The sequence below is a fragment of the Acinetobacter guillouiae CIP 63.46 genome, assembly GCF_000368145.1.
Lineage (GTDB): Bacteria > Pseudomonadota > Gammaproteobacteria > Pseudomonadales > Moraxellaceae > Acinetobacter > Acinetobacter guillouiae.
The window spans coordinates 181,650-201,322 of sequence record NZ_KB849285.1 but is presented as its reverse complement, the minus strand read 5'-3'; the positions used below and the strand labels follow the sequence as shown (position 1 = coordinate 201,322).

The following is a 19,673-nucleotide window of genomic DNA, read 5'->3' as shown; positions in this document are numbered from 1 at the left end:
AGTGACTAAGGCAGATAAGAAATGATCAATGTCACTCCAGATCATCCGATCGCACATGAAGCCTATGAACAGGTAAAAAATTTACGCTGTGATTACGTCAATATCATTGCCCATACATTTAAAAAGTCCGACACAGAGCAGGGCTTTTTTATTGCAGGTATTTACCCAAATTCAAGCGAAGGTGGGTTTAACCGCTTGGACTGGTTAGCTGAGTTTGAACAACTCATTGGAATATCAGATACATAGTTTAAAAAATATGGCTCTATATATTAATGATCAGTATATCGACATACCAGTCAGCGTGGATATATCAATCGATCTAGCATCAGAGCCTGACTATTCTGTAAAAACATTAGTACACAAGCATGGTGGAACATTGAGCTTTATTCCACTGTCCAAAACACTCAGCACACTTGATCAGTTAAAACAGCATTTTGTACAGAAAACTCAAAAACAAAACCGCCAATTATTAGTCAGGACGCTTATTTCAAATTTAATGATATAAATTCATATCCTTACAAACATTGATTTATTTTTCATAATATACATAGGTCAACTCTTTAGCATAGAAATTAATAAATTTGCCATTTTTACTTAACTGAGGAGGGAGTTGGCTAAAAATATAGACTGTAATCGGCTTTGGTTTATTATTTTTAGTTTTCATTTCCGCAAGTTGTTTTAGCGTTTTTTCAGAAAAACGACCATTTTCTGCTTCATTTTGAATCTTATTTGAAAATAGCATCAAGCTTGGCTTTTGAATTAATTCATCAAGTTGGACTTTTTGACTGAAAGTAAATTTTATTCCATTAGGTTGAGGATTAACCCAAGCTGTTCCATAATATATTCTCGGCTCTTCCTCAAGTTCTTCGATATTTGTAACTTCATCCATATTCACAAATAGATCTCGGATATGGATTTCTTCATCATTATAAATCACTGAAATATCAGTATCATCGTTAAAAAGTTTAACCCAACTCGACAATGCTTTTTTAGATGGTCTTACACCAAATTGGCTTTGCCCATTTGTAGTGCTTGAACCATTGGATTTAGGGTCAGTTAAGGCAGATGTGCCTCGTGTAGTTGTTTCAGTTTTTTTAGTTGAAGGCTTATCTAAATTTAAAAAAGCAAATTTATCCGAAATATACCTCCTTGGTTTTGATTCTTGGCGTTCCTGTAGTTCACGTTCTATTATTTTAATTTTGTCTTTTTCTTTACAAGCAGCAGTGTGGTCACCTACATAAATATAGTAGGGTTCTTTTTTCCGCTTTGAAACTTCTTTTAATAAATTCGCACAAGTGATTTGAGCATCACAATTGTCATCTATGCATTCAAATTTGTGTTGTGACTTGATATGACCGAGCTCACGCTCACGATCTGCTTCGGCAGTCGTAATAATTCGACCAATTTCTAAAGACTTTGCGAGTACAATTGTTGTCATATATTTTCCATATTTTTTGACTATGAAGTGATTTTTTGTTTGTCTATTAAACAGATTAAATTCATGATTCAAATACCATTCTATTAACAGGCTTGAATCTTATTTGAGTAATTTTTCTCTCACCTCATATGTACAATCAACACTAAATACATCAGTAATTTTTTCTGAAATGGATAAATCAATTAATTTTGTTTGGATGGGCGTTCTAGGTTTGGGAAAAAGTTTTAAATTGAAATTAATTTTATGAGTCCTATCTTTGTTTACAAATTTGAAAAAATCATCAGAAATGATAGGCATTTCAAATACAACATTCCCTATAGAAATTAAGCCCATATAATCGAAGTTTTTTTCTACTTCAAGACAGTCTTTTTTACTGTTGTTAATTATAAAAATAGCTAAAGGTTTATGATCCATTCCAGGGATCCAACTTCTCATCACTGTTAAAGGTTTTACAAAAAGGCTATTTGGATTTTTATCCATTATCCAATCGCGCAGCATTGTAAATTTTCTGTGATGTTCTCGTGGAAGTAATCCATAGAAAATCTTCATAAATGCACGATAAACATCTAACGGTCGGTGTTTTTTTATTTCAAAATCAATTGTAAGTTTTCCATTTCCATCATCTTTAACATAATTTTCAAAATTCTCACCAAACATTTGATAAGTACCATTGTTTTTATTAAATTCATAAGTGAAGGATTGATCTATAGATTTATGTGTTACAACTTTATTTTGTTTATTTAAAGTTCTATTAAATGTGCGAAAAATTTCAGTATATTTGTCTAACGCATCTTCTAATGTAGAAGAAAAAATCTTATTACACTGGTCACATTCATCATATTGAAGAAGATACTTATTACCAAGGCATTCTGGAATGACATGTGCTCGAGTTTTAAATGTTACCGCAGGCTCTTTTTTTAAGCAAAAAATACATTCTGGGTTGGAGGTCTTAGGATAAATATAAGTATCTTTTTTATGATCGATAAAATCAAAATAAGAAAACAACACAGTATAACCTTGAAGGTTTATTTCATATTTTATAAGCTTCTTTTTTAAATCAAATTTTTCCTTAATTTCACTATTCTCAGAAAAGACAATTTTATTGAATATATAAGGATGTAGTAAATATTTCATAGCGTAACCTTTTGCAAAACTATTACTTCTTTATCTTGGGTAATTTTTCATTATCTCATCACCTGATAACGACAAATAGATGCACTACAACGTGCATTTTTGATTTCCGTTCCATCCTCCAGACTCAAAAAATCAATTTTTCCACCTTTAGAAATATTTTCATATAGTGCAGCACCATCTTTACCACCAAGCAACGCACGAGTAATTTGTTGACCAACTTCAAATGCTGCATTTGCTTTATTAGGATTTTGAGCATCATATTTCCAAGCGACATCGACAAACTCACGACTTAAACTGATTTCCAAACCATTCTGCAAATCATCACTAAAGTAATATGTTGTCATAGGCTCACCATTTTGGTTTGCACCTTTTTCTTTTTCTACCTCTGGTAAACCAACTGCAGCAATAATTTCTTGATCATTACTCAAATCAACTTTTGCCACTGGCGAAGTATAGTCCACACCAGGCACTTCAAATTGTGGACGATCTTCATTTCGTAGTGCTTCTAATTGCTTCTTATTTTCATCCTGAAATTCTAATCTTGCTTTGTCAGCTTCAGCAGTTTTTTGGGCCTCGCTTTTTTCTGATTTCGCAGGGGCTGTATGGTCAGGGAAGCTATCATCTGCAACTGGTTTCGGAGGTGTAGGTAATAGAGCAAATACAGCTATACCAAGAACCATCCATGAAAAACTAATGATTCGTACTGTTTTGCTATAACCTTGTTTTAAAGTAAACCATGCAAAAATTAAAGGTATTAAAATAATCCCGATAATGAGCCATACAGGGAGCTTTTTTCTTTCTAAATTATTCATAAAGTCAATTGTTTATAAAAAATAGTACATTACTATTTTGCATAGTAATGTACTCATCTTCAAGTTTAAAAAGATAAAATTATTTTTGGGTACCACTATCATTGTTATCATCATTAAATTGTTTCTTATTTCCAGGAACTAAATTCGAAACTTTATCAAGTATCGTATAAACAATTGACATATCCACTTCATCGCTTTTTGCTGCATATTTCCCATCATTGGCTTGATTAAAATAACTAGGGATCAGGTTTTTTCGTATTTCTTTTTGTTCTTCTGGTGTCATACGTGCCATAAAAGGTTCAAGTGCAGCCAATTGTAAGAAAGTACGATGATTTTCTTGGTAGCATTCATAGTGTTTAGCAGACAATTTCGAAGCATAGACTGCTAAGACAAAGAACATTAGTGAAATAGTTAATCTAGCTAAAATCGTGAAATAATTCGTATCTGGTTGTGGAACTACTTCCCAGAATTCATATATAGGCAATGCTATTATTATAATTGTAGTTAAAATTGCTAAAAATATCGAACCCATTGTTACCCAGCTGTAGAAATTATATGAAGTTTTTTCTTCATCTGATTTTTTTTTATAATTATCGGTTAGCACATGATTTCCAGACATTTCAACTAATTTAGTGAAATCTGCGAAGTTGGATTTTGCATTTTGATATGAATTATCAATTTCCTCAATTTTGGTGCTATTAATACCTTCGAGTTCTCTTAACTTTTCTTCTAGTAAAAATTGAATATCATTTGTTCTCGTATTAGTAATTTCTTTTATTCTATTATCAAAATGGGAGTATTCTAATTTTAAACTATCAGTTTGATTTTCAAAGTCTGTTATTGTTTTTTTAAACATTTCACATTCTGATTCTATTGCCTTAAATTCAGAATTTATTCTTTTAGATTCATGAACAAAACCACTTAAAATTTTGCTTGAAGATATTTTAAATTCTTTGAAAAGGATTTCAGATTCATTTTTGAATCTTTCTATGTATATGTTTTCTAGAACATCTTGATATTTATATTTTATAGAGTGAACTAATAATATTATTTTCTTTAAATTTTCACATATCTTTTCTAAAATAAATAATAATGCCTCAGATTGTTTTAATAATTCGCTAATACGATTATTTATATTGAAATTATAATTAATTGTAGAGTCGTTAGAATCTATTAATTCGGTGAATAAAATGGCTGAATTTTGAAATAAACTAATTGTATTGTTTAAATTGTTAAATTCAACTGATAAATATTTAAGAAATTCATTCAGCTCATTGTTGTCAAGATGCACATTATCAAAAAGATTATCATAAGATGTAAGAGAGATTATCTCTATATTCAAGTCTATAGCATTTTTAATTTTATCAAAAAATAGAAATATTACTTTTGCGTCTTCTGGGATGCGTTTATTAATTTTTTTCAGATCTAAATCATACTTTTTTTCTAATTCCGAAAGATGAATATTAACCTTCAGTCCTGAAAAAATTGTTTTGAAATTATCAAATTTTTCTATTAATTTAATATTTATGTTTGAAGTCTCAGCCATAACTTACTCAAGAATCAATATCTTATAAAAAATAGTACATCACTATCTTGACATATCACCGCACCATCGAGCAATATGTATTTACACAGCAAAATCTGTGTACAGATGTGGAAGTCTGTAATACTCACCAAAAGAGCAGAAAACATCCGCTCAGAAGCGGCTTTTTTTTGTCTAAAATGTCTAATCAGCTATACTTGTTATGGTAGATCGGGCAGGGCAGTCATTGACTGGCCGTTTCTTTTGGTACGGTACTTCCACCCCTGTTCGGTCTGCCACCATTCTGTGGAAGGAATGGAGGTAGGTTTCAAACTTACCAAAAGGAATTTTAGTCATGAAAAGACAAATTCAAGCCCGTGCATCTGCATATATTCAAAATTCTCACATCATCGAACACACACCTATTTACGACCTTGTTGCATACGAAAAACGTTCAAAACAAAGAAAAAAAGCACTTTTATTTCAAAAAATATTTAAAGCGATCTCACTGTTTTGCATGTTCTCAGTTACATTCTCCATATTATTTTTAGGGGAATAAAATTGAACGAAAGTATAGTTCCATACATTCCGATCGCAGACCGGGTAGAAGCCACGAACGAAAAGAGCATGCAGTTATGTCAGCAGTTATTTCGGCTGATAGATTCATGTGTTCGAGCGCAAATAGCCTTTAATCATGATACTGAACGAGGATATTTATCAATTTCACCAGATCAAATTAATGATTTGCTTCAAGAAATATCAAAAAATGATCGTTCAGTTAAACTTATCGATATAAATCTTTTAAAAGAATCGCTTAATAATCTTATTTATCCTAAATTTAATGGAGAGCTTACACTTACCAGCCCTATTTGGAACAATGAGCATGTGACGGTCTGGCAATTTCAATTAAATCAAATTGCCAATGGGGTGAGTATGCAACAAATAAATAATGATGCTGAATTATGCTTAGACATGGTTATGGGTTCTATTCGAGTTTGGAGAAATTCTTTAGAAGCATCTACTGGCGATAAAGATGTAATTTATAACAACCAAGATCTTATTTATAAGCTTCTTGATATAGAGGAAAAACTTAAGGTTGTTCAGACAACCTTTGAAGAGTAAATAAAAAAGCCCACTGTAAAGTGGGCTTTTTACGGATTGTACATTCTACTTCTCCGTTTCTTTGGCCATCACCTTCCCTAAACCAAGTAATGCAACTTGAGCATCTGGACTCAACTGTCTATAAGCTTTTAACAGTAAACTTTCTTCACTCGTTAAACCTGAGTAGTCTGGATCTATACCCAATAAAACATAACGAATATCAATACCTTGCTGGTGTAAGTTAGCCAAATACACCCATTGATCAGGTACTTTTTCACTGCGGATATAGTTACCTAGCGTATTTTCGTGCGCCCCAATTTCACGACTTATCGTTTTAGCTTTGAAATTATTCTTTTCCATTTCATTTTTAAATCTTTTAGCAATGACGGCTGAAAGCTCATCATGATTTTCGGACATATTTATCACCTTTAAGTGTTGAAAGACTAAATATTTATGCTATAGTGAATCGTAGCACATCGCTATAACCGCTAGGATAATCTATGAATACGAATATTTCACCTCCAAGTAGATCACGTTCAAAAAAAATTGAAGGTGGTCGTGTTCCATGCACTGTTTATTTGCCAAAAGATGAAGTCGATCAAATTGACAAAGTCGTTGATGCAACAGATTCAAGCCGTTCTCGTGTGATTGCTCAAACATATTTTCTAGGCAAAGGCAGTCAAAGCAAAAACAACAAACAGCAAGAGGGATAAATCATATGTCTTTCAAAAAGCAAAAACGAGATAACCGTTACAACCTCAACCTCAATGACGATGAAGCACAGTTAATTCAAAGCATATCTAAATTAACTGGAATTAATCCTGGTGTGATCATGAGACAGCTTGTAATGAAACAGGCACTAGCCACATTGATCGCAGAAGATATTCAACAAGACTTTAATTTAGACGAATTCTTAAAAAAAGGCGCATCGGATCACCTTTCAAGGAGCTGAAGCTATGCCCACACAAGAAATCGTACTCAGCGATAAAGAGAAAGAAATTATTAAGGAAGTGCAACAGTTACACGGTTTTGCAACTGAAGCAGAAACGATGGAATACCTAGCTAAACAAAGAATTAAAGAAGTTCTTTACAAATTAGCAGGGCAAGAAATCAAAAATTCACGGCATTTATTTTAGGTAGTTTATTCAAGATGATGTTTCCAGAAACACAAGCTTTAGTCGTTGAAAGACTTGAAAATCAATACAACTTTAAAGCTAAAGGTAACAATAAACTCCGTGGTAGATGCCCCGATTGCAACCATAAAGAAGCATCGGCTTGGACATTTGCAGATGAACCGTGGGTAATCTTCTGCCCACGTAAAAACGAATGTGGCCATGAAAACCACATTCGTGATTTATTCCCAGATCTATTTGAAAAATGGGAAAAACGCTTTGAACCTACTCCCCAAGATCCACACCGTACAGTTAACGCCTATTTAGTTGAAAGCCGTGGTTTTCCGCTCGATAAATTAAAGGGCTTGTATACACAAGAGCTTATTACTCGATATAAGCCAAAGAAAACAACATCAGTAACTTTACGTTTCCAAATTACAGATGAAGAAGGTAATCACGGTTGGTGGCAACGTGTATTAGATCAACAAGATGTATTACCTAAAACCACATTTAAAGAAGAATGGTTGTCAGGTGGACACGCATGGATGACACCAAATACGAACTATTTAGAATCCAAAGAAATATGGATCACTGAAGGCATATTTGACACGATTGCTTTATGGCTTTCAGGAATCACCAGTTTTTCAGCATTAAGTTGCAATAACTATCCATCGATTTTTCTAAATCATATTGCTCAAAAATGCGCTGAAGCTGGAAGTCCTATGCCTAAATTGGTATGGGCATTTGACAATGATAAAGCAGGGCATGATGGCATATTAAAAAATATTGCCTTAGCTGAAGCAGAAGGATTTGAATGTGAAGCTGCTCTCCCACCTTTTAGCCGTAAGAAACAAGATTGGAACGATCTTTACAAACTAGATCGCTTGAAATTCACAGAGCTAGAAACCTATAAATACTATGGCGCTCTGATTACAGCAAAGACTGCTGTGGATAAAGGGACACTTATCTACAAGCGCTATGGAACAAAATCTTTCCCTTTTGATTTTAACAACCAAGTGTATTGGTTCAAATTAGATATGGATAAGTATGAAGAATATAAAAAAGACATCGGCTTTGAGCCAAACGATAATGAAGATTGGGCAGAGGAAGAAAAAGAATTAGCAATTGCTCAACGCAAAGAAAAAGCCTTAGAACATGCTGCAGAAGCAAAACTAATTATGGACTGTCGACCACGTGGATTGTATTACCAGTATATGGAAGAAATCGACGAAGCTGACTATTTTTTCCAGATCGATTTCCCTCGAGGTGCAAAAACAATAAAAAATACATTCAGTGCTTCGCATATAGCATCTGCATCTGAGTTTAAAAAGCGACTACTGCATATTGCACCGGGTAAATTCTACAAAGGGAGTAGTACGCAACTAGATGCTTTTCTTGAACGTGAATTAACAGATATCAAACGAGTACAACTGATCAACTATTTAGGTTATCACGCTGACCAAAAAACTTATGTATTAGGCGATATTGCTTATCAAGCAGGGAAGCAATACAAAATTAACAAAGAGGAATATTTCGAGTTACCACGCCATATAAATTTAAAGTGTAACTCACCTTTTTCATTAAAGATAAATGCTCAACAGTCTGACTACGAGAAAAAATGGGTAGTCGATTTAATTGATGCTTATGGCGTCAAAGGCTTAATCGCATTAACTGCATTTTTTGGCAGCTTATATGCACAGCAGATCCGCAAGACACACAAGTCTTTTCCATTTTTAGAGTTAGTCGGTGAACCAGGCACAGGTAAATCAACACTGATTCAATTTTTATGGAAGCTATTTGGACGTATCAACTATGAAGGCATAGATCCAAACCCATCAAAGACATCGAAATCAGGTTTAACCCGAACATTACGACAAGTTTCTAATTTCCCAGTCGTGTTTATCGAATCAGATCGACAAGGTGAAAGTGCTGCAAAACAATTTAACTGGGATATGTGTAAAACCATGTATGACGGTGGCTCACTGGGTGCAATGGGGATTAAAACAGGTGGCAATGAAACCTATGAACCACCTTTTATGGGAACACTTATAATCAGCCAAAATGCCGAAGTACTTGCTTCAGAAGCGATTATGGGACGTATTGTTCACGTTAAATTTTTCAAAGATCAACTGACTAAATCTAGCCTATATGCTTCTCGTAATTTAACTAAATATGAACCAGAGAATGTCAGCCATTTTATTTTGGATTGTCTAAATAAAGAAAAAGATATTCTGGAAGCTTATAACATCTGCTATGAAGAATACGATGTGATGTTGCACCAGGAACAACACAATATTCAAAGCTCTCGTATTGTTCATAACCATGCCCAATTGATGGCGTTATTTGATGCAATGTGTCGTCATGTCATAGATGTTCCTGAGCTAGTTCAGAAACAGGTTCATGCAGAATTTTTAGTAATGGCACAAAGCCGAGACAAAGTACTTAAGTCAGATCCAGTCATTGTTCAGAACTTCTGGAACACCATTGAGGAAATGGAATCTTCAATAAATAAAATTGGGCATCACGAAAGCGTCATTAATCATTCAAATAAATCCGAATTATTAGCTATTAATTTTGCACATTTATACAGGGTCGCAGCAGATTACCATTATTCACTCCCTGAAATAACCGAATTACAAAATGCCTTACGTCACAGTATGCATTACCGCTTCATCGAAGCAAACAAAGCCATTCAAAGCAAATTAACCAATTCAACAAAACGCTGTTGGATATTTGAAAAACCAACTTCACAACGGGATTAATCCCATTTTTAAAGGAAAACACTATGTATAACCTAAAGATCACATCAAATTTTGGCATGCAAGCCATAGCTGTATTAGACAAATCTATCGTGGAGCAATTGCCAAGCAAGGCTTTCAGTAAAGAAAAAATTAAACGTGAAGAACTACTTAAAATTTTTGGATATCCAGTTGAAGTTGGAAATTCGAGAAGTAATTTAAATAATCTTTATGAATTCGTTGATAACGTATTAAAGGAATCAAGTTCAAATCATTTTAAAGTAAAGATTGAAGCGATCCCTGTAGAGCCAAAAATAAACCCAATATTCAAAGATTCATTTCAAATCCCTGAAGTGGATAGAGATGTGACAGTCATCTTTAAAGATAAAGAAATTATGTCTGGTGTGGAGTACTGCGCAAAATGTGAAGCATGGCATACAAGCCGTGGGGATATCAAAGTCCATAAGATCCACCAGTGGGCTTATTCGAATGAATTATATCCGCAATTAAATTTGCCAGAGATCACTGAAGAGCAAAAGACTGAAAAAGAAAGAAAAAAAGATGAAATGCCAAATGAACTTTTAAAAATGCTTCTTTTAGCAGCACTTTTTTCTGGGAAAAAATCAAATTCTGTTTTTTCCGACTTCCCATTTACACATTAAGTAAAGCACACATACAGAAGCGGTCACTTCTGTATGTGTCACACAATCAACGGAGAGCAATTATGCAAAACGATTCTAACGTACAAACTGCAGAAGCAGAAATTTCGAAATACCACTGTAAGTGTGGTGGTTTAATTCTTCCAGACTTTGAGTCTTTTAAAGTCGATGATGAAGTCAACTTTATGCAACAGCAAGTTAAGCAATTAGGGGGGGGATTAGTAAGTGTAAATCAAAAAGCTTACAGAGGAATTATCACCAAAATAACAGGTGATGATATTCAGGTGAAATCATGTAATAAGCTATATGACCTTTACCGTTTTGGAGTGACACCTATCGATGCACCAGGACCAATTGAATATTCTCGTATTGGGAAATGCCGTTGTGAATTAGATCAACAACCAAGGGTTGAGGGTTAAATCATGACTGAACAAACCAATTTATCAAAAGTTATGGCTATTCATACAGAAATGCTTCAAACAAATCATTACTGCTATTTTGAACTTGCGTTCACACGTTATACAGATTGGATGGTATGGATTTGCAGTAATCAACGTGAACAAGATCCAAATCGAAAAGTTTTATTACGTGGACAAGGTTCAACACCAGAAGAAGCATGTGCAGATGCTTTGGCGAGTTACGATCAGGAACAATCAGCATGAACTTTAATTTTAAAAACGCAATGTTCATCAACCTGATTGCTTCAATTTGTATGAGCTCATTTATTTATTTGATTGGAGAAAACCAATGAATGAAGCAGAGTTTAAGGATGCTGATAAATGAGAAAAAAATTTTTAATCATCGCAGTTTTACTAATTTCTGGCTGTTCATCCTCTACAGATGCAGAAAAGGCATTAAAAGCAGCAGGCTATACAGATATTCAAACTCATGGTCGAGCATTCTTTTCTTGTTCTGAAGACGATACTTTTGCAACCAAATTTTCTGCTACAAACCCAAAAGGTGAAAGAGTAAGTGGAGCTGTGTGTAGCAGTTGGCTTAAGGGCTCAACCATAAGATTTTGAGGCAATAAAATGACAGCGTTAATTTTTGATACGGAAACGCATAAATTACATGGTGACATCATTGAAGCTGCAGGCATTTCAATAGATATAAACTTTATAGAAAGAGCCAAGATTTCGCCAAGTTTTACAGTGTATCCCGAGTTATTAATCGGAAGATCATTTCAATTTGAAGATCGTTATAAGCCAAGTGAACCCATTAGTTTTGGTGCAATGGCAGTACATCATATTGTGGATGAAGATCTGGTTAAATGCCTGCCTTATACAGCATTTAAATTTCCAAAAAATTTAAATATTGAGTATTTGATTGGACATAATATTGATTACGATATTGCTGCAGTCAATCGAGCAGGGATAGCGACAGGTGAATTCAAAGCAGTTTGCACCTTAGCGATGGCTCGTTTTCTCTGGCCAAATTTAGATTCGCATACCCTTTCTGCAGTTGCACTTTATGTGAGTAAAAACCGTGGTAAGACAGCGCATGATTTACGGTTCGCTCATTCAGCTTTAAATGATTGCCGTACAACTATCTCTGTTCTTATTGCGATTATTCATGAAGCTGGGATTTCATCTTTTGAAGAGTTGTATGAATTTTCAGAGAAAGCAAGATATCCAACGCATATTTTTTATGGAAAGTATCGAGGGTGGGCGATTAAAGATCTAGACGATCGGGATTTACATTGGCTATTCAACAAAACTGAAGACGATTATCTTCGTATTTCATTAGAAAATGAAATACTTTCACGCAATAGCATAAACGAAGACCAAGAACTTCCATTCGTCTAATTGCACACCTCTAAAGCACCTCCACTCGGTGGTGCTTTCTTCTAAAATATTCCCAATACTTTAAAATACTTAAATGTAGGTCTGATTATGTCTGCAGGACTTGAAATCCGTGGTAAAAGCATGCGGATTTGGATGAAACCCATCGCAAATGAACCACCAATAAAAGAAACCTTAGAATGGCCATATACGCCTGAAAATGTTGATCGAGCAAAAAAGCTTGCTGATCTAATTAAGTTAGAGATCCAGTTAGACCAATTTAACCTAGTCAAACACTTTCCAAATTCAAAGCATTTAAAAAAGAATCAAATGTCATATTACATCGAGCAATATAAAGAACTTATTCGAAGAGAAGTTGCCCCGAGTACTTTCGATGGATATGAAAGCAATATAAAAACACATGTTTACCCACGTTGGTCGAAAGTAAATCCAAAAGAAATAGACACCACAAGCGTACGCAAATGGATAAATCAGCTCAAAGACCGGCTTGCACCTAAAACGATCCGTGAAATAGTCACCAGACTCGCATCGATCCATGAATTATGGCGACAAGAGAACCGTATTGCTTATAACCCTTTTGAAACGATCGTCATTCAGCAGTTAGACGGTATTGAGCCAGATCCATTTACAAAAACTGAAATTTCAATGATTTTAAATACAGAATCAGATTTTGACATTGGAAATTTATTACCCTGTCTATTCTGGACAGGCTTTTCAATTTCAGAACAGATCCCGATCGCATGGGAAGACATAGATCTTGAAAAAGGTACAATTACCATTAAAAGAAACTATGTAAAAGGTTTTTATAAAGTTACCAAGAACCGGAGAAGAAACAGGAAAATAAAGCTCCTCGATCCTGCGATCGCAGCACTTAGAAAACAATACGTCATAACAGGCAATCGCTATCCAAAAGTTGTAGATGTATTACAACGTGATAATCGTACTTACAAGCAAGAGAAATTACGTTTCGTGTGGATCAACGAAGAACAGAACAACATTTTTGAATACCATGAATTACGTTACAGATGGAATAAACATCTTAAAAAAGCAAAAGTAAGAGGGAGAGGAATCAACCACGGTCGACACACGTTTGCAAGTCAACTTTTATCATCTGGCCAAGTACCTCCAGAGTGGATTGCCGAACAACTTGGCCATAGTGATACGTCAATGATTTATAAGCATTATGGGAAATTGATTGCCGAAGATATTCCCGATTATTTGAGCAAAATTAATAACTACATTCGCCAGTAATAATATTTACTTGGACATTACTCTAAATATTACATCCAATTCACTATGTAAGTGCCTAATAAATCGGGCACTTTTTTTATTTATTACTCCATTACTCGATAAGCAAGAATAGGCTTAGTTTTGTCATTTTGGTCAATTTTGCCTAAATCCTAAAAGAAAATCATAAATAGTCATTTTTTGATCGTAACAAATAAGAAGAGTCTATAAATTCCCATATCTATTGATTTTAGAATAGTTAAATTACCTAAATTACTAATTATTATAAAAAAGTTCTAATAAAAATCTTGGGTTCGAGCCCCATCATTCACCCCAATTCCTTAAGTTTGTTGTAAATTCGGAGCATAGCACAGCCTGGTAGTGCACCTGGTTTGGGACCAGGGGGTCGTAGGTTCGAATCCTACTGCTCCGACCATTTAAGCATCAGCTTAAATATAAATTATCCGCTTAAAGGCGGTTTTTTTATGCCCGAAATTTGTGCTTGTCAACGAAGCGTCAAATTCTATAGACCTAAAAAAAGATCTCTGTAGAGATCTTTTTTTAATAAAGAGAAGATTATCAAGGAATAATAATCACCGCAACACGACGGTTTTCAGCTTTATTCTCTTCTGAATCATTTGATTTAAGTGGCTGGTCAGCCCCTTTTCCAATCACTTGGATATTTTGTGGATTAAATTTTTGCTCAATGAATATATTTGAAACATTTTGAGCACGTTCTTTGGATAATTTTAAATTGTATTCAGGATTTCCGATATTATCGGTATGACCTACAATTTTAAGCTTATCGAGATGATATTTATTTAATTGCGTGGCTAAACGAACCAATTCAGTTTGACGTTCGGTATTAATATTCGATTCATTAAAACCAAACAATAAACGTTCTGGTAGACCTAGACTCCAACCTTCATCCGTTAATACAAAACCTTCTTTCTTAAGTACACGAGCTTGTTTATAGCTCAACCCACCTAGATTCATACAACCTGTAAGTGCTAGGCAGAGTATTGCAAGAATAGAAAGTTGTACGTTTTTTAAAGTCATAAAAACCCCCTAATATTATGAATGGTAAATAAACCAATGATGCTGTAAAGATTTTGCTTTGTACATGGCTTGATCTGCTTGAGAAATTAAGTCTTCTGGGCTTGAGGCCTGGCTAGAGATAGCAATACCGATACTAAAGCTAAAAGAAATCGATTGTCCTTTATAGATTAAAGGATCGTCACAACATTTAATCAGATTTTCCGCAATAGAGATGAGGTGTTCAATTTTAGAAATGGAACGTAAAATAATTGCAAACTCATCTCCTGCAAGACGCGCGACAAAATCATCTTGGCGAATATGGCGTCTTAATCGCGAAGCCATTTCTTTTAAAACTTCATCACCGACCAAATGTCCATATTGATCATTAATAGCTTTAAAATTATTATTATCAATAAATAATAAAGCTAAATTTTCACGTTGATTGGTGTCTTCATATAAATTACATAACACTTGATAAAAATAATTACGATTAGGTAATTCGGTTAAATGATCATGTTGAACTTGATAAGAAAGTTCACTATTCTCATTTTGAAGATGGGTATGCCAAGATTGAATTTCATCTAAGAGTTGGTTGAACACACTGTTTAAGTCTTGAAATTCTTTTACATCACTTTTTGGAAACCTTAAGTTATACGCTTTTTGATTTCTTAATAGTTGTGCAATTTGTATAATCGGTAAAAAAGAACCCATAATATGGCGATAGGTTAAGTTTACTGACCACCATACAGCAAAAACCATAAAGAGCATGCCAAATGCTAAGCCGGTAAAAATTTTAAAAATAAACATTAAAATTTCATTGGAACTTCCATACAGCACAACTTGACCGACCAGCTTCCCTTGATGTTGGACGTTTAACTTGATGGAATCTTTTAAAAAGATATGATCAAAAAAGTTTTGAATATAAGAATAGTGTTCAACATTTTTTAGGCTTTCAGCAACTTTATGACCTTGATTATCATAAACCTCAATCAGGCGTACTGAATGTTGAAAGGTGTATTCATTGATAATCTGCGAAATCGCGATTCTATCAGAGAACACCAGTGCAGGTTGAACACGTTCAGACACGGTGCGGCTGATTAATAATAGGTTTTGTTTCGCATAAGATTCAACGGTAAATACTGAAATCGTGACAAAAGTAGACGTACTAATAAATAAAGTGATTGCAAAGGTCGTAAATTGAGATTTACGAAACAATGTTTGTAAGGAACTCGATTTAAAAAATTTATTCATCATTATTTTAATCCGAATTCTTTGCCAGCAATAAAACACGTGGGTCAACATGTATTTTAGACTGAGCTAAACTATCAAGATTCACTTTAAAAATAGTATTTCCTGTTTTGTTGGTGGATAAGCAAAAAACGCTGCCAATTTCACATTCAGAATTACTTGAGCTAAACGATAAAATAGATGAATTTAATGATTTCCCAATAAGGGCCTGTTCGGTTTGTGCTGAAGTATTGGAAAAAAATACCGCATCACAATGACGATTTTTTAGATCGGTGGAATGTATCGCACTTATATTAAAAGGAGACTTATTTGATTTGATATAAGCAGAAAATTGGTTTGCATAAGATGCATTATCAACGACGCATAATTCTGGATTCGGAGTGTTCCATTTTGCATAACTTAGTATAGATAATGTCATCATGAAAATATTATGTGACGAATTGGCTGAGGAATAGTTGCAGCAAAAGAGCAAAATTCCTAAACAGAAGCTTCTTCTATTTATAAAACGGGCCATATTCGACTTAATTTATTAAATGATAAAATTATTTCAAATAGTTTAAAGAAAAAAAACAAATATAAATAGCTTAAAATTTAAATAAAAACATGAGTTGCTTTATTGGTATGAGAAAAAATGGTGCAAAAAATAGCTAAAAATGGACTTTTTTTGCTATTTTGGTCGAAAAAATGTCCAGTTGATAAAAAAGTTTAACAAAAGGGGTTGTGTTGGTTTGTGAATGCTGTAGAATGCACATCCATCGGCGGTGATGTTAAATAAAACTTCTGATAAATCAGGCACTTGATTAAGTTGTTAAGATTTCGAATTGAGATTTTAAGATGAGGTTAGGGTTGGGTTTGTTAGAAAAAATAATTAACATTATTGATTGACTTTTTAGAGATAGAGAGTAGTATAGCCGACCTAGCTTGATGCTGACGAAGCATTGAGAAGATCATTAAGAGAATATGAAGAACAACTTGTGTGGATTTTTACTGATTGATTGATCGAAATATTATCATTGATTGATTGGTTTAAATTACTCGAAGTTTATTTGAGAGAATTTGTCAGTACATTGATGAGCCAGAATTGTGACCTTAAGTCACTAATGATTTTTAACTGAAGAGTTTGATCATGGCTCAGATTGAACGCTGGCGGCAGGCTTAACACATGCAAGTCGAGCGGGGGAGGTTGCTTCGGTAACTGACCTAGCGGCGGACGGGTGAGTAATACTTAGGAATCTGCCTATTAATGGGGGACAACATCTCGAAAGGGATGCTAATACCGCATACGCCCTACGGGGGAAAGCAGGGGATCACTTGTGACCTTGCGTTAATAGATGAGCCTAAGTCGGATTAGCTAGTTGGTGGGGTAAAGGCCTACCAAGGCGACGATCTGTAGCGGGTCTGAGAGGATGATCCGCCACACTGGGACTGAGACACGGCCCAGACTCCTACGGGAGGCAGCAGTGGGGAATATTGGACAATGGGGGGAACCCTGATCCAGCCATGCCGCGTGTGTGAAGAAGGCCTTATGGTTGTAAAGCACTTTAAGCGAGGAGGAGGCTCTCTTGGTTAATACCCAAGATGAGTGGACGTTACTCGCAGAATAAGCACCGGCTAACTCTGTGCCAGCAGCCGCGGTAATACAGAGGGTGCGAGCGTTAATCGGATTTACTGGGCGTAAAGCGTGCGTAGGCGGCTTTTTAAGTCGGATGTGAAATCCCCGAGCTTAACTTGGGAATTGCATTCGATACTGGGAAGCTAGAGTATGGGAGAGGATGGTAGAATTCCAGGTGTAGCGGTGAAATGCGTAGAGATCTGGAGGAATACCGATGGCGAAGGCAGCCATCTGGCCTAATACTGACGCTGAGGTACGAAAGCATGGGGAGCAAACAGGATTAGATACCCTGGTAGTCCATGCCGTAAACGATGTCTACTAGCCGTTGGGGCCTTTGAGGCTTTAGTGGCGCAGCTAACGCGATAAGTAGACCGCCTGGGGAGTACGGTCGCAAGACTAAAACTCAAATGAATTGACGGGGGCCCGCACAAGCGGTGGAGCATGTGGTTTAATTCGATGCAACGCGAAGAACCTTACCTGGTCTTGACATAGTAAGAACTTTCCAGAGATGGATTGGTGCCTTCGGGAACTTACATACAGGTGCTGCATGGCTGTCGTCAGCTCGTGTCGTGAGATGTTGGGTTAAGTCCCGCAACGAGCGCAACCCTTTTCCTTATTTGCCAGCACTTCGGGTGGGAACTTTAAGGATACTGCCAGTGACAAACTGGAGGAAGGCGGGGACGACGTCAAGTCATCATGGCCCTTACGACCAGGGCTACACACGTGCTACAATGGTCGGTACAAAGGGTTGCTACCTAGCGATAGGATGCTAATCTCAAAAAGCCGATCGTAGTCCGGATTGGAGTCTGCAACTCGACTCCATGAAGTCGGAATCGCTAGTAATCGCGGATCAGAATGCCGCGGTGAATACGTTCCCGGGCCTTGTACACACCGCCCGTCACACCATGGGAGTTTGTTGCACCAGAAGTAGGTAGTCTAACCGTAAGGAGGACGCTTACCACGGTGTGGCCGATGACTGGGGTGAAGTCGTAACAAGGTAGCCGTAGGGGAACCTGCGGCTGGATCACCTCCTTAACGAAAGATTGACGATTGGTAAGAATCCACAACAAGTTGTTCTTCATTGATGTATCTGAGGGTCTGTAGCTCAGTTGGTTAGAGCACACGCTTGATAAGCGTGGGGTCACAAGTTCAAGTCTTGTCAGACCCACCAAGTCTACTGAACACAGAAGAGCAGATATATTAAGATCTTAAGCTGGGGACTTAGCTTAGTTGGTAGAGCGCCTGCTTTGCACGCAGGAGGTCAACGGTTCGACTCCGTTAGTCTCCACCATCACTTACATTGAACTTAAAATGTTCAAATAGACGTAAGATAAGTTAAGAAATAAGCATATAGTTGATTAGATCCTAGAGATTAACAAATGGATGGCGTAGTATACGCACCAGTTGATAATCTCTGTGATTTATCACAGTTAACTACTCGCTGACGAGGCGGTAGTGAATCATTAACAGAATATATTTGAGTTGAAATAATTGTTTAAACTCGTTTTAGTTGATGTTAGCAAGCAATTGTTAATGTTGAGTGAAATGAGCACTAGCGATAAAACTGAATCAAGCGTTTTGGTATATGAATTAAATTGAAGCTGTATAGTGATTAAGTTCACAGGCAACAAATAGAAGTGATTAAGTTCACATTGTTGATCCTCCTTGTAGGGATTAACGACTGTTTGGGGTTGTATAGTCAAGTAATTAAGTGCATGTGGTGGATGCCTTGGCAGTCAGAGGCGATGAAAGACGTAATAGCCTGCGATAAGCTTCGGGGAGGCGGCAAATATCCTGTGATCCGGAGATTTCTGAATGGGGAAACCCACTTACCATAAGGTAGGTATCGCATGATGAATACATAGTCATGCGAGGCGAACGAGGGGAAGTGAAACATCTCAGTACCCTTAGGAAAAGAAATCAATTGAGATTCCCTCAGTAGCGGCGAGCGAACGGGGATCAGCCCATTAAGTTATATGTGTTTTAGCGGAAAGCTCTGGGAAGTGCTACCGTAGAGGGTGATAGTCCCGTACACGAAAGGGCACATATAATGATGACGAGTAGGGCGAGGCACGTGAAACCTTGTCTGAATATGGGGGGACCATCCTCCAAGGCTAAATACTCCTGACTGACCGATAGTGAACCAGTACCGTGAGGGAAAGGCGAAAAGAACCCCTGTGAGGGGAGTGAAATAGATCCTGAAACCGCATGCATACAAGCAGTGGGAGCC

At 36.0% G+C, this 19,673-nt stretch carries 21 protein-coding genes, 3 tRNA genes, 1 rRNA gene and 1 other annotated feature; of the genes, 17 read left to right on the top strand and 8 right to left on the bottom strand.

The window, feature by feature from the left end; translation table 11 throughout:
- Window positions 1-21: 21 nt before the first annotated feature.
- Window positions 22-246: a hypothetical protein gene (locus tag F981_RS17810; RefSeq protein WP_004723883.1), complete on the top strand. Its 225-nt coding sequence runs from the start codon at window positions 22-24 to the stop codon at window positions 244-246.
- A gap of 283 nt (window positions 247-529) precedes the next feature.
- Here the strand turns inward: F981_RS17810 and F981_RS17800 are convergent, their stop codons facing one another.
- From F981_RS17800 to F981_RS17785, 4 genes are all read right to left on the bottom strand, one after another.
- On the bottom strand, window positions 530-1,438 hold the full coding sequence (locus tag F981_RS17800; RefSeq protein ID WP_004723880.1) for a hypothetical protein: 909 nt from the start codon (window positions 1,436-1,438) through the stop codon (window positions 530-532).
- A 99-nt stretch (window positions 1,439-1,537) separates the two neighbouring features.
- Window positions 1,538-2,572 (bottom strand): HNH endonuclease, encoded by a 1,035-nt coding sequence (locus F981_RS17795; protein WP_004723878.1) that lies wholly within the window; start codon window positions 2,570-2,572, stop codon window positions 1,538-1,540.
- Between the two features lie 50 nt (window positions 2,573-2,622).
- Window positions 2,623-3,384 carry a hypothetical protein gene (locus F981_RS17790; RefSeq protein WP_004723877.1) on the bottom strand — a complete coding sequence of 254 codons (762 nt, stop codon included), beginning with the start codon at window positions 3,382-3,384 and terminating at the stop codon, window positions 2,623-2,625.
- A 79-nt stretch (window positions 3,385-3,463) separates the two neighbouring features.
- Window positions 3,464-4,930 carry a hypothetical protein gene (locus tag F981_RS17785; RefSeq protein WP_004723875.1) on the bottom strand — a complete coding sequence of 489 codons (1,467 nt, stop codon included), beginning with the start codon at window positions 4,928-4,930 and terminating at the stop codon, window positions 3,464-3,466.
- A 331-nt stretch (window positions 4,931-5,261) separates the two neighbouring features.
- Between F981_RS17785 and F981_RS17780 the strand changes: the two genes are divergently transcribed.
- A complete protein-coding gene (locus F981_RS17780) occupies window positions 5,262-5,465 on the top strand; it encodes a hypothetical protein (RefSeq protein WP_004723873.1) in 204 nt (67 codons plus the stop codon).
- 2 nt (window positions 5,466-5,467) lie between these two features.
- Window positions 5,468-6,028 (top strand): hypothetical protein, encoded by a 561-nt coding sequence (locus F981_RS17775; RefSeq protein ID WP_004723871.1) that lies wholly within the window; start codon window positions 5,468-5,470, stop codon window positions 6,026-6,028.
- Between the two features lie 45 nt (window positions 6,029-6,073).
- On the opposite strand, the gene F981_RS17770 is transcribed toward F981_RS17775, so the two are convergent.
- Complete coding sequence (locus F981_RS17770; RefSeq protein WP_004723870.1) at window positions 6,074-6,424, bottom strand: hypothetical protein; 351 nt, start codon at window positions 6,422-6,424, stop codon at window positions 6,074-6,076.
- 83 nt (window positions 6,425-6,507) lie between these two features.
- On the opposite strand from F981_RS17770, the gene F981_RS17765 reads away from it, so the two are divergent.
- The 11 genes from F981_RS17765 to F981_RS17715 all read left to right on the top strand — a co-directional run bounded on the left by F981_RS17765 (window position 6,508) and on the right by F981_RS17715 (window position 13,981).
- On the top strand, window positions 6,508-6,720 hold the full coding sequence (locus F981_RS17765) for a ribbon-helix-helix domain-containing protein (RefSeq protein ID WP_004723867.1): 213 nt from the start codon (window positions 6,508-6,510) through the stop codon (window positions 6,718-6,720).
- Window positions 6,721-6,725: 5 nt separating this feature from the next.
- On the top strand, window positions 6,726-6,959 hold the full coding sequence (locus F981_RS17760; RefSeq protein ID WP_004723864.1) for a hypothetical protein: 234 nt from the start codon (window positions 6,726-6,728) through the stop codon (window positions 6,957-6,959).
- 4 nt (window positions 6,960-6,963) lie between these two features.
- Window positions 6,964-7,143 carry a hypothetical protein gene (locus F981_RS17755; RefSeq protein WP_004723863.1) on the top strand — a complete coding sequence of 60 codons (180 nt, stop codon included), beginning with the start codon at window positions 6,964-6,966 and terminating at the stop codon, window positions 7,141-7,143.
- Between the two features lie 14 nt (window positions 7,144-7,157).
- Entirely contained in the window at window positions 7,158-9,881 is a 2,724-nt protein-coding gene (locus tag F981_RS17750) for a toprim domain-containing protein (RefSeq protein ID WP_004723860.1), read from the top strand.
- Window positions 9,882-9,904: 23 nt separating this feature from the next.
- A complete protein-coding gene (locus F981_RS17745) occupies window positions 9,905-10,519 on the top strand; it encodes a hypothetical protein (protein ID WP_004723859.1) in 615 nt (204 codons plus the stop codon).
- Between the two features lie 62 nt (window positions 10,520-10,581).
- The gene (locus tag F981_RS17740; RefSeq protein WP_004723857.1) at window positions 10,582-10,935 is read left to right on the top strand and encodes a hypothetical protein; all 354 of its coding nucleotides are present in this window, start codon (window positions 10,582-10,584) and stop codon (window positions 10,933-10,935) included.
- A 3-nt stretch (window positions 10,936-10,938) separates the two neighbouring features.
- On the top strand, window positions 10,939-11,178 hold the full coding sequence (locus F981_RS17735) for a hypothetical protein (RefSeq protein ID WP_004723855.1): 240 nt from the start codon (window positions 10,939-10,941) through the stop codon (window positions 11,176-11,178).
- Between the two features lie 117 nt (window positions 11,179-11,295).
- Complete coding sequence (locus tag F981_RS17730; protein WP_004723854.1) at window positions 11,296-11,538, top strand: hypothetical protein; 243 nt, start codon at window positions 11,296-11,298, stop codon at window positions 11,536-11,538.
- Between the two features lie 9 nt (window positions 11,539-11,547).
- Complete coding sequence (locus F981_RS17725; RefSeq protein ID WP_004723851.1) at window positions 11,548-12,321, top strand: DNA polymerase III subunit epsilon; 774 nt, start codon at window positions 11,548-11,550, stop codon at window positions 12,319-12,321.
- An 87-nt stretch (window positions 12,322-12,408) separates the two neighbouring features.
- A complete protein-coding gene (locus F981_RS17720; RefSeq protein ID WP_004723849.1) occupies window positions 12,409-13,569 on the top strand; it encodes a tyrosine-type recombinase/integrase in 1,161 nt (386 codons plus the stop codon).
- 335 nt (window positions 13,570-13,904) lie between these two features.
- Window positions 13,905-13,981 (top strand) — tRNA-Pro (locus F981_RS17715).
- A gap of 143 nt (window positions 13,982-14,124) precedes the next feature.
- Here F981_RS17715 and F981_RS17710 read toward each other — a convergent pair.
- From F981_RS17710 to F981_RS17700, 3 genes are read right to left on the bottom strand one after another with little or no spacing between them, the layout of a single operon-like run.
- Window positions 14,125-14,604: an outer membrane lipoprotein YfiB gene (locus tag F981_RS17710; RefSeq protein WP_004723848.1), complete on the bottom strand. Its 480-nt coding sequence runs from the start codon at window positions 14,602-14,604 to the stop codon at window positions 14,125-14,127.
- A 15-nt stretch (window positions 14,605-14,619) separates the two neighbouring features.
- Window positions 14,620-15,837: a diguanylate cyclase DgcN/YfiN gene (locus F981_RS17705; RefSeq protein WP_004723846.1), complete on the bottom strand. Its 1,218-nt coding sequence runs from the start codon at window positions 15,835-15,837 to the stop codon at window positions 14,620-14,622.
- A gap of 4 nt (window positions 15,838-15,841) precedes the next feature.
- Window positions 15,842-16,345 carry a regulatory sequestration protein YfiR gene (locus F981_RS17700; RefSeq protein WP_004723844.1) on the bottom strand — a complete coding sequence of 168 codons (504 nt, stop codon included), beginning with the start codon at window positions 16,343-16,345 and terminating at the stop codon, window positions 15,842-15,844.
- A 594-nt stretch (window positions 16,346-16,939) separates the two neighbouring features.
- Between F981_RS17700 and F981_RS17695 the strand changes: the two genes are divergently transcribed.
- The 3 genes from F981_RS17695 (at window position 16,940) to F981_RS17685 (ending at window position 18,734) form a co-directional block, all read left to right on the top strand.
- Window positions 16,940-18,478 (top strand): 16S ribosomal RNA (locus tag F981_RS17695).
- A 59-nt stretch (window positions 18,479-18,537) separates the two neighbouring features.
- Window positions 18,538-18,614: transfer RNA gene (locus tag F981_RS17690), tRNA-Ile, on the top strand.
- A 44-nt stretch (window positions 18,615-18,658) separates the two neighbouring features.
- Window positions 18,659-18,734: transfer RNA gene (locus F981_RS17685), tRNA-Ala, on the top strand.
- Between the two features lie 420 nt (window positions 18,735-19,154).
- Window positions 19,155-19,657: a sequence feature (23S ribosomal RNA rRNA prediction is too short), on the top strand.
- Window positions 19,658-19,673: the final 16 nt, after the last annotated feature.

Coding starts and splice junctions, on each gene's coding strand:
- F981_RS17710 (WP_004723848.1), bottom strand. CDS start 14,604: ATGACTTTAAAAAACGTACAACTTTCTATTCTTGCAATACTCTGCCTA.
- F981_RS17810 (WP_004723883.1), top strand. CDS start 22: ATGATCAATGTCACTCCAGATCATCCGATCGCACATGAAGCCTATGAA.
- F981_RS17795 (WP_004723878.1), bottom strand. CDS start 2,572: ATGAAATATTTACTACATCCTTATATATTCAATAAAATTGTCTTTTCT.
- F981_RS17750 (WP_004723860.1), top strand. CDS start 7,158: ATGATGTTTCCAGAAACACAAGCTTTAGTCGTTGAAAGACTTGAAAAT.
- F981_RS17785 (WP_004723875.1), bottom strand. CDS start 4,930: ATGGCTGAGACTTCAAACATAAATATTAAATTAATAGAAAAATTTGAT.
- F981_RS17790 (WP_004723877.1), bottom strand. CDS start 3,384: ATGAATAATTTAGAAAGAAAAAAGCTCCCTGTATGGCTCATTATCGGG.
- F981_RS17760 (WP_004723864.1), top strand. CDS start 6,726: ATGTCTTTCAAAAAGCAAAAACGAGATAACCGTTACAACCTCAACCTC.
- F981_RS17755 (WP_004723863.1), top strand. CDS start 6,964: ATGCCCACACAAGAAATCGTACTCAGCGATAAAGAGAAAGAAATTATT.
- F981_RS17705 (WP_004723846.1), bottom strand. CDS start 15,837: ATGATGAATAAATTTTTTAAATCGAGTTCCTTACAAACATTGTTTCGT.
- F981_RS17720 (WP_004723849.1), top strand. CDS start 12,409: ATGTCTGCAGGACTTGAAATCCGTGGTAAAAGCATGCGGATTTGGATG.
- F981_RS17725 (WP_004723851.1), top strand. CDS start 11,548: ATGACAGCGTTAATTTTTGATACGGAAACGCATAAATTACATGGTGAC.
- F981_RS17780 (WP_004723873.1), top strand. CDS start 5,262: ATGAAAAGACAAATTCAAGCCCGTGCATCTGCATATATTCAAAATTCT.
- F981_RS17770 (WP_004723870.1), bottom strand. CDS start 6,424: ATGTCCGAAAATCATGATGAGCTTTCAGCCGTCATTGCTAAAAGATTT.
- F981_RS17700 (WP_004723844.1), bottom strand. CDS start 16,345: ATGGCCCGTTTTATAAATAGAAGAAGCTTCTGTTTAGGAATTTTGCTC.
- F981_RS17800 (WP_004723880.1), bottom strand. CDS start 1,438: ATGACAACAATTGTACTCGCAAAGTCTTTAGAAATTGGTCGAATTATT.
- F981_RS17765 (WP_004723867.1), top strand. CDS start 6,508: ATGAATACGAATATTTCACCTCCAAGTAGATCACGTTCAAAAAAAATT.
- F981_RS17735 (WP_004723855.1), top strand. CDS start 10,939: ATGACTGAACAAACCAATTTATCAAAAGTTATGGCTATTCATACAGAA.
- F981_RS17740 (WP_004723857.1), top strand. CDS start 10,582: ATGCAAAACGATTCTAACGTACAAACTGCAGAAGCAGAAATTTCGAAA.
- F981_RS17745 (WP_004723859.1), top strand. CDS start 9,905: ATGTATAACCTAAAGATCACATCAAATTTTGGCATGCAAGCCATAGCT.
- F981_RS17730 (WP_004723854.1), top strand. CDS start 11,296: ATGAGAAAAAAATTTTTAATCATCGCAGTTTTACTAATTTCTGGCTGT.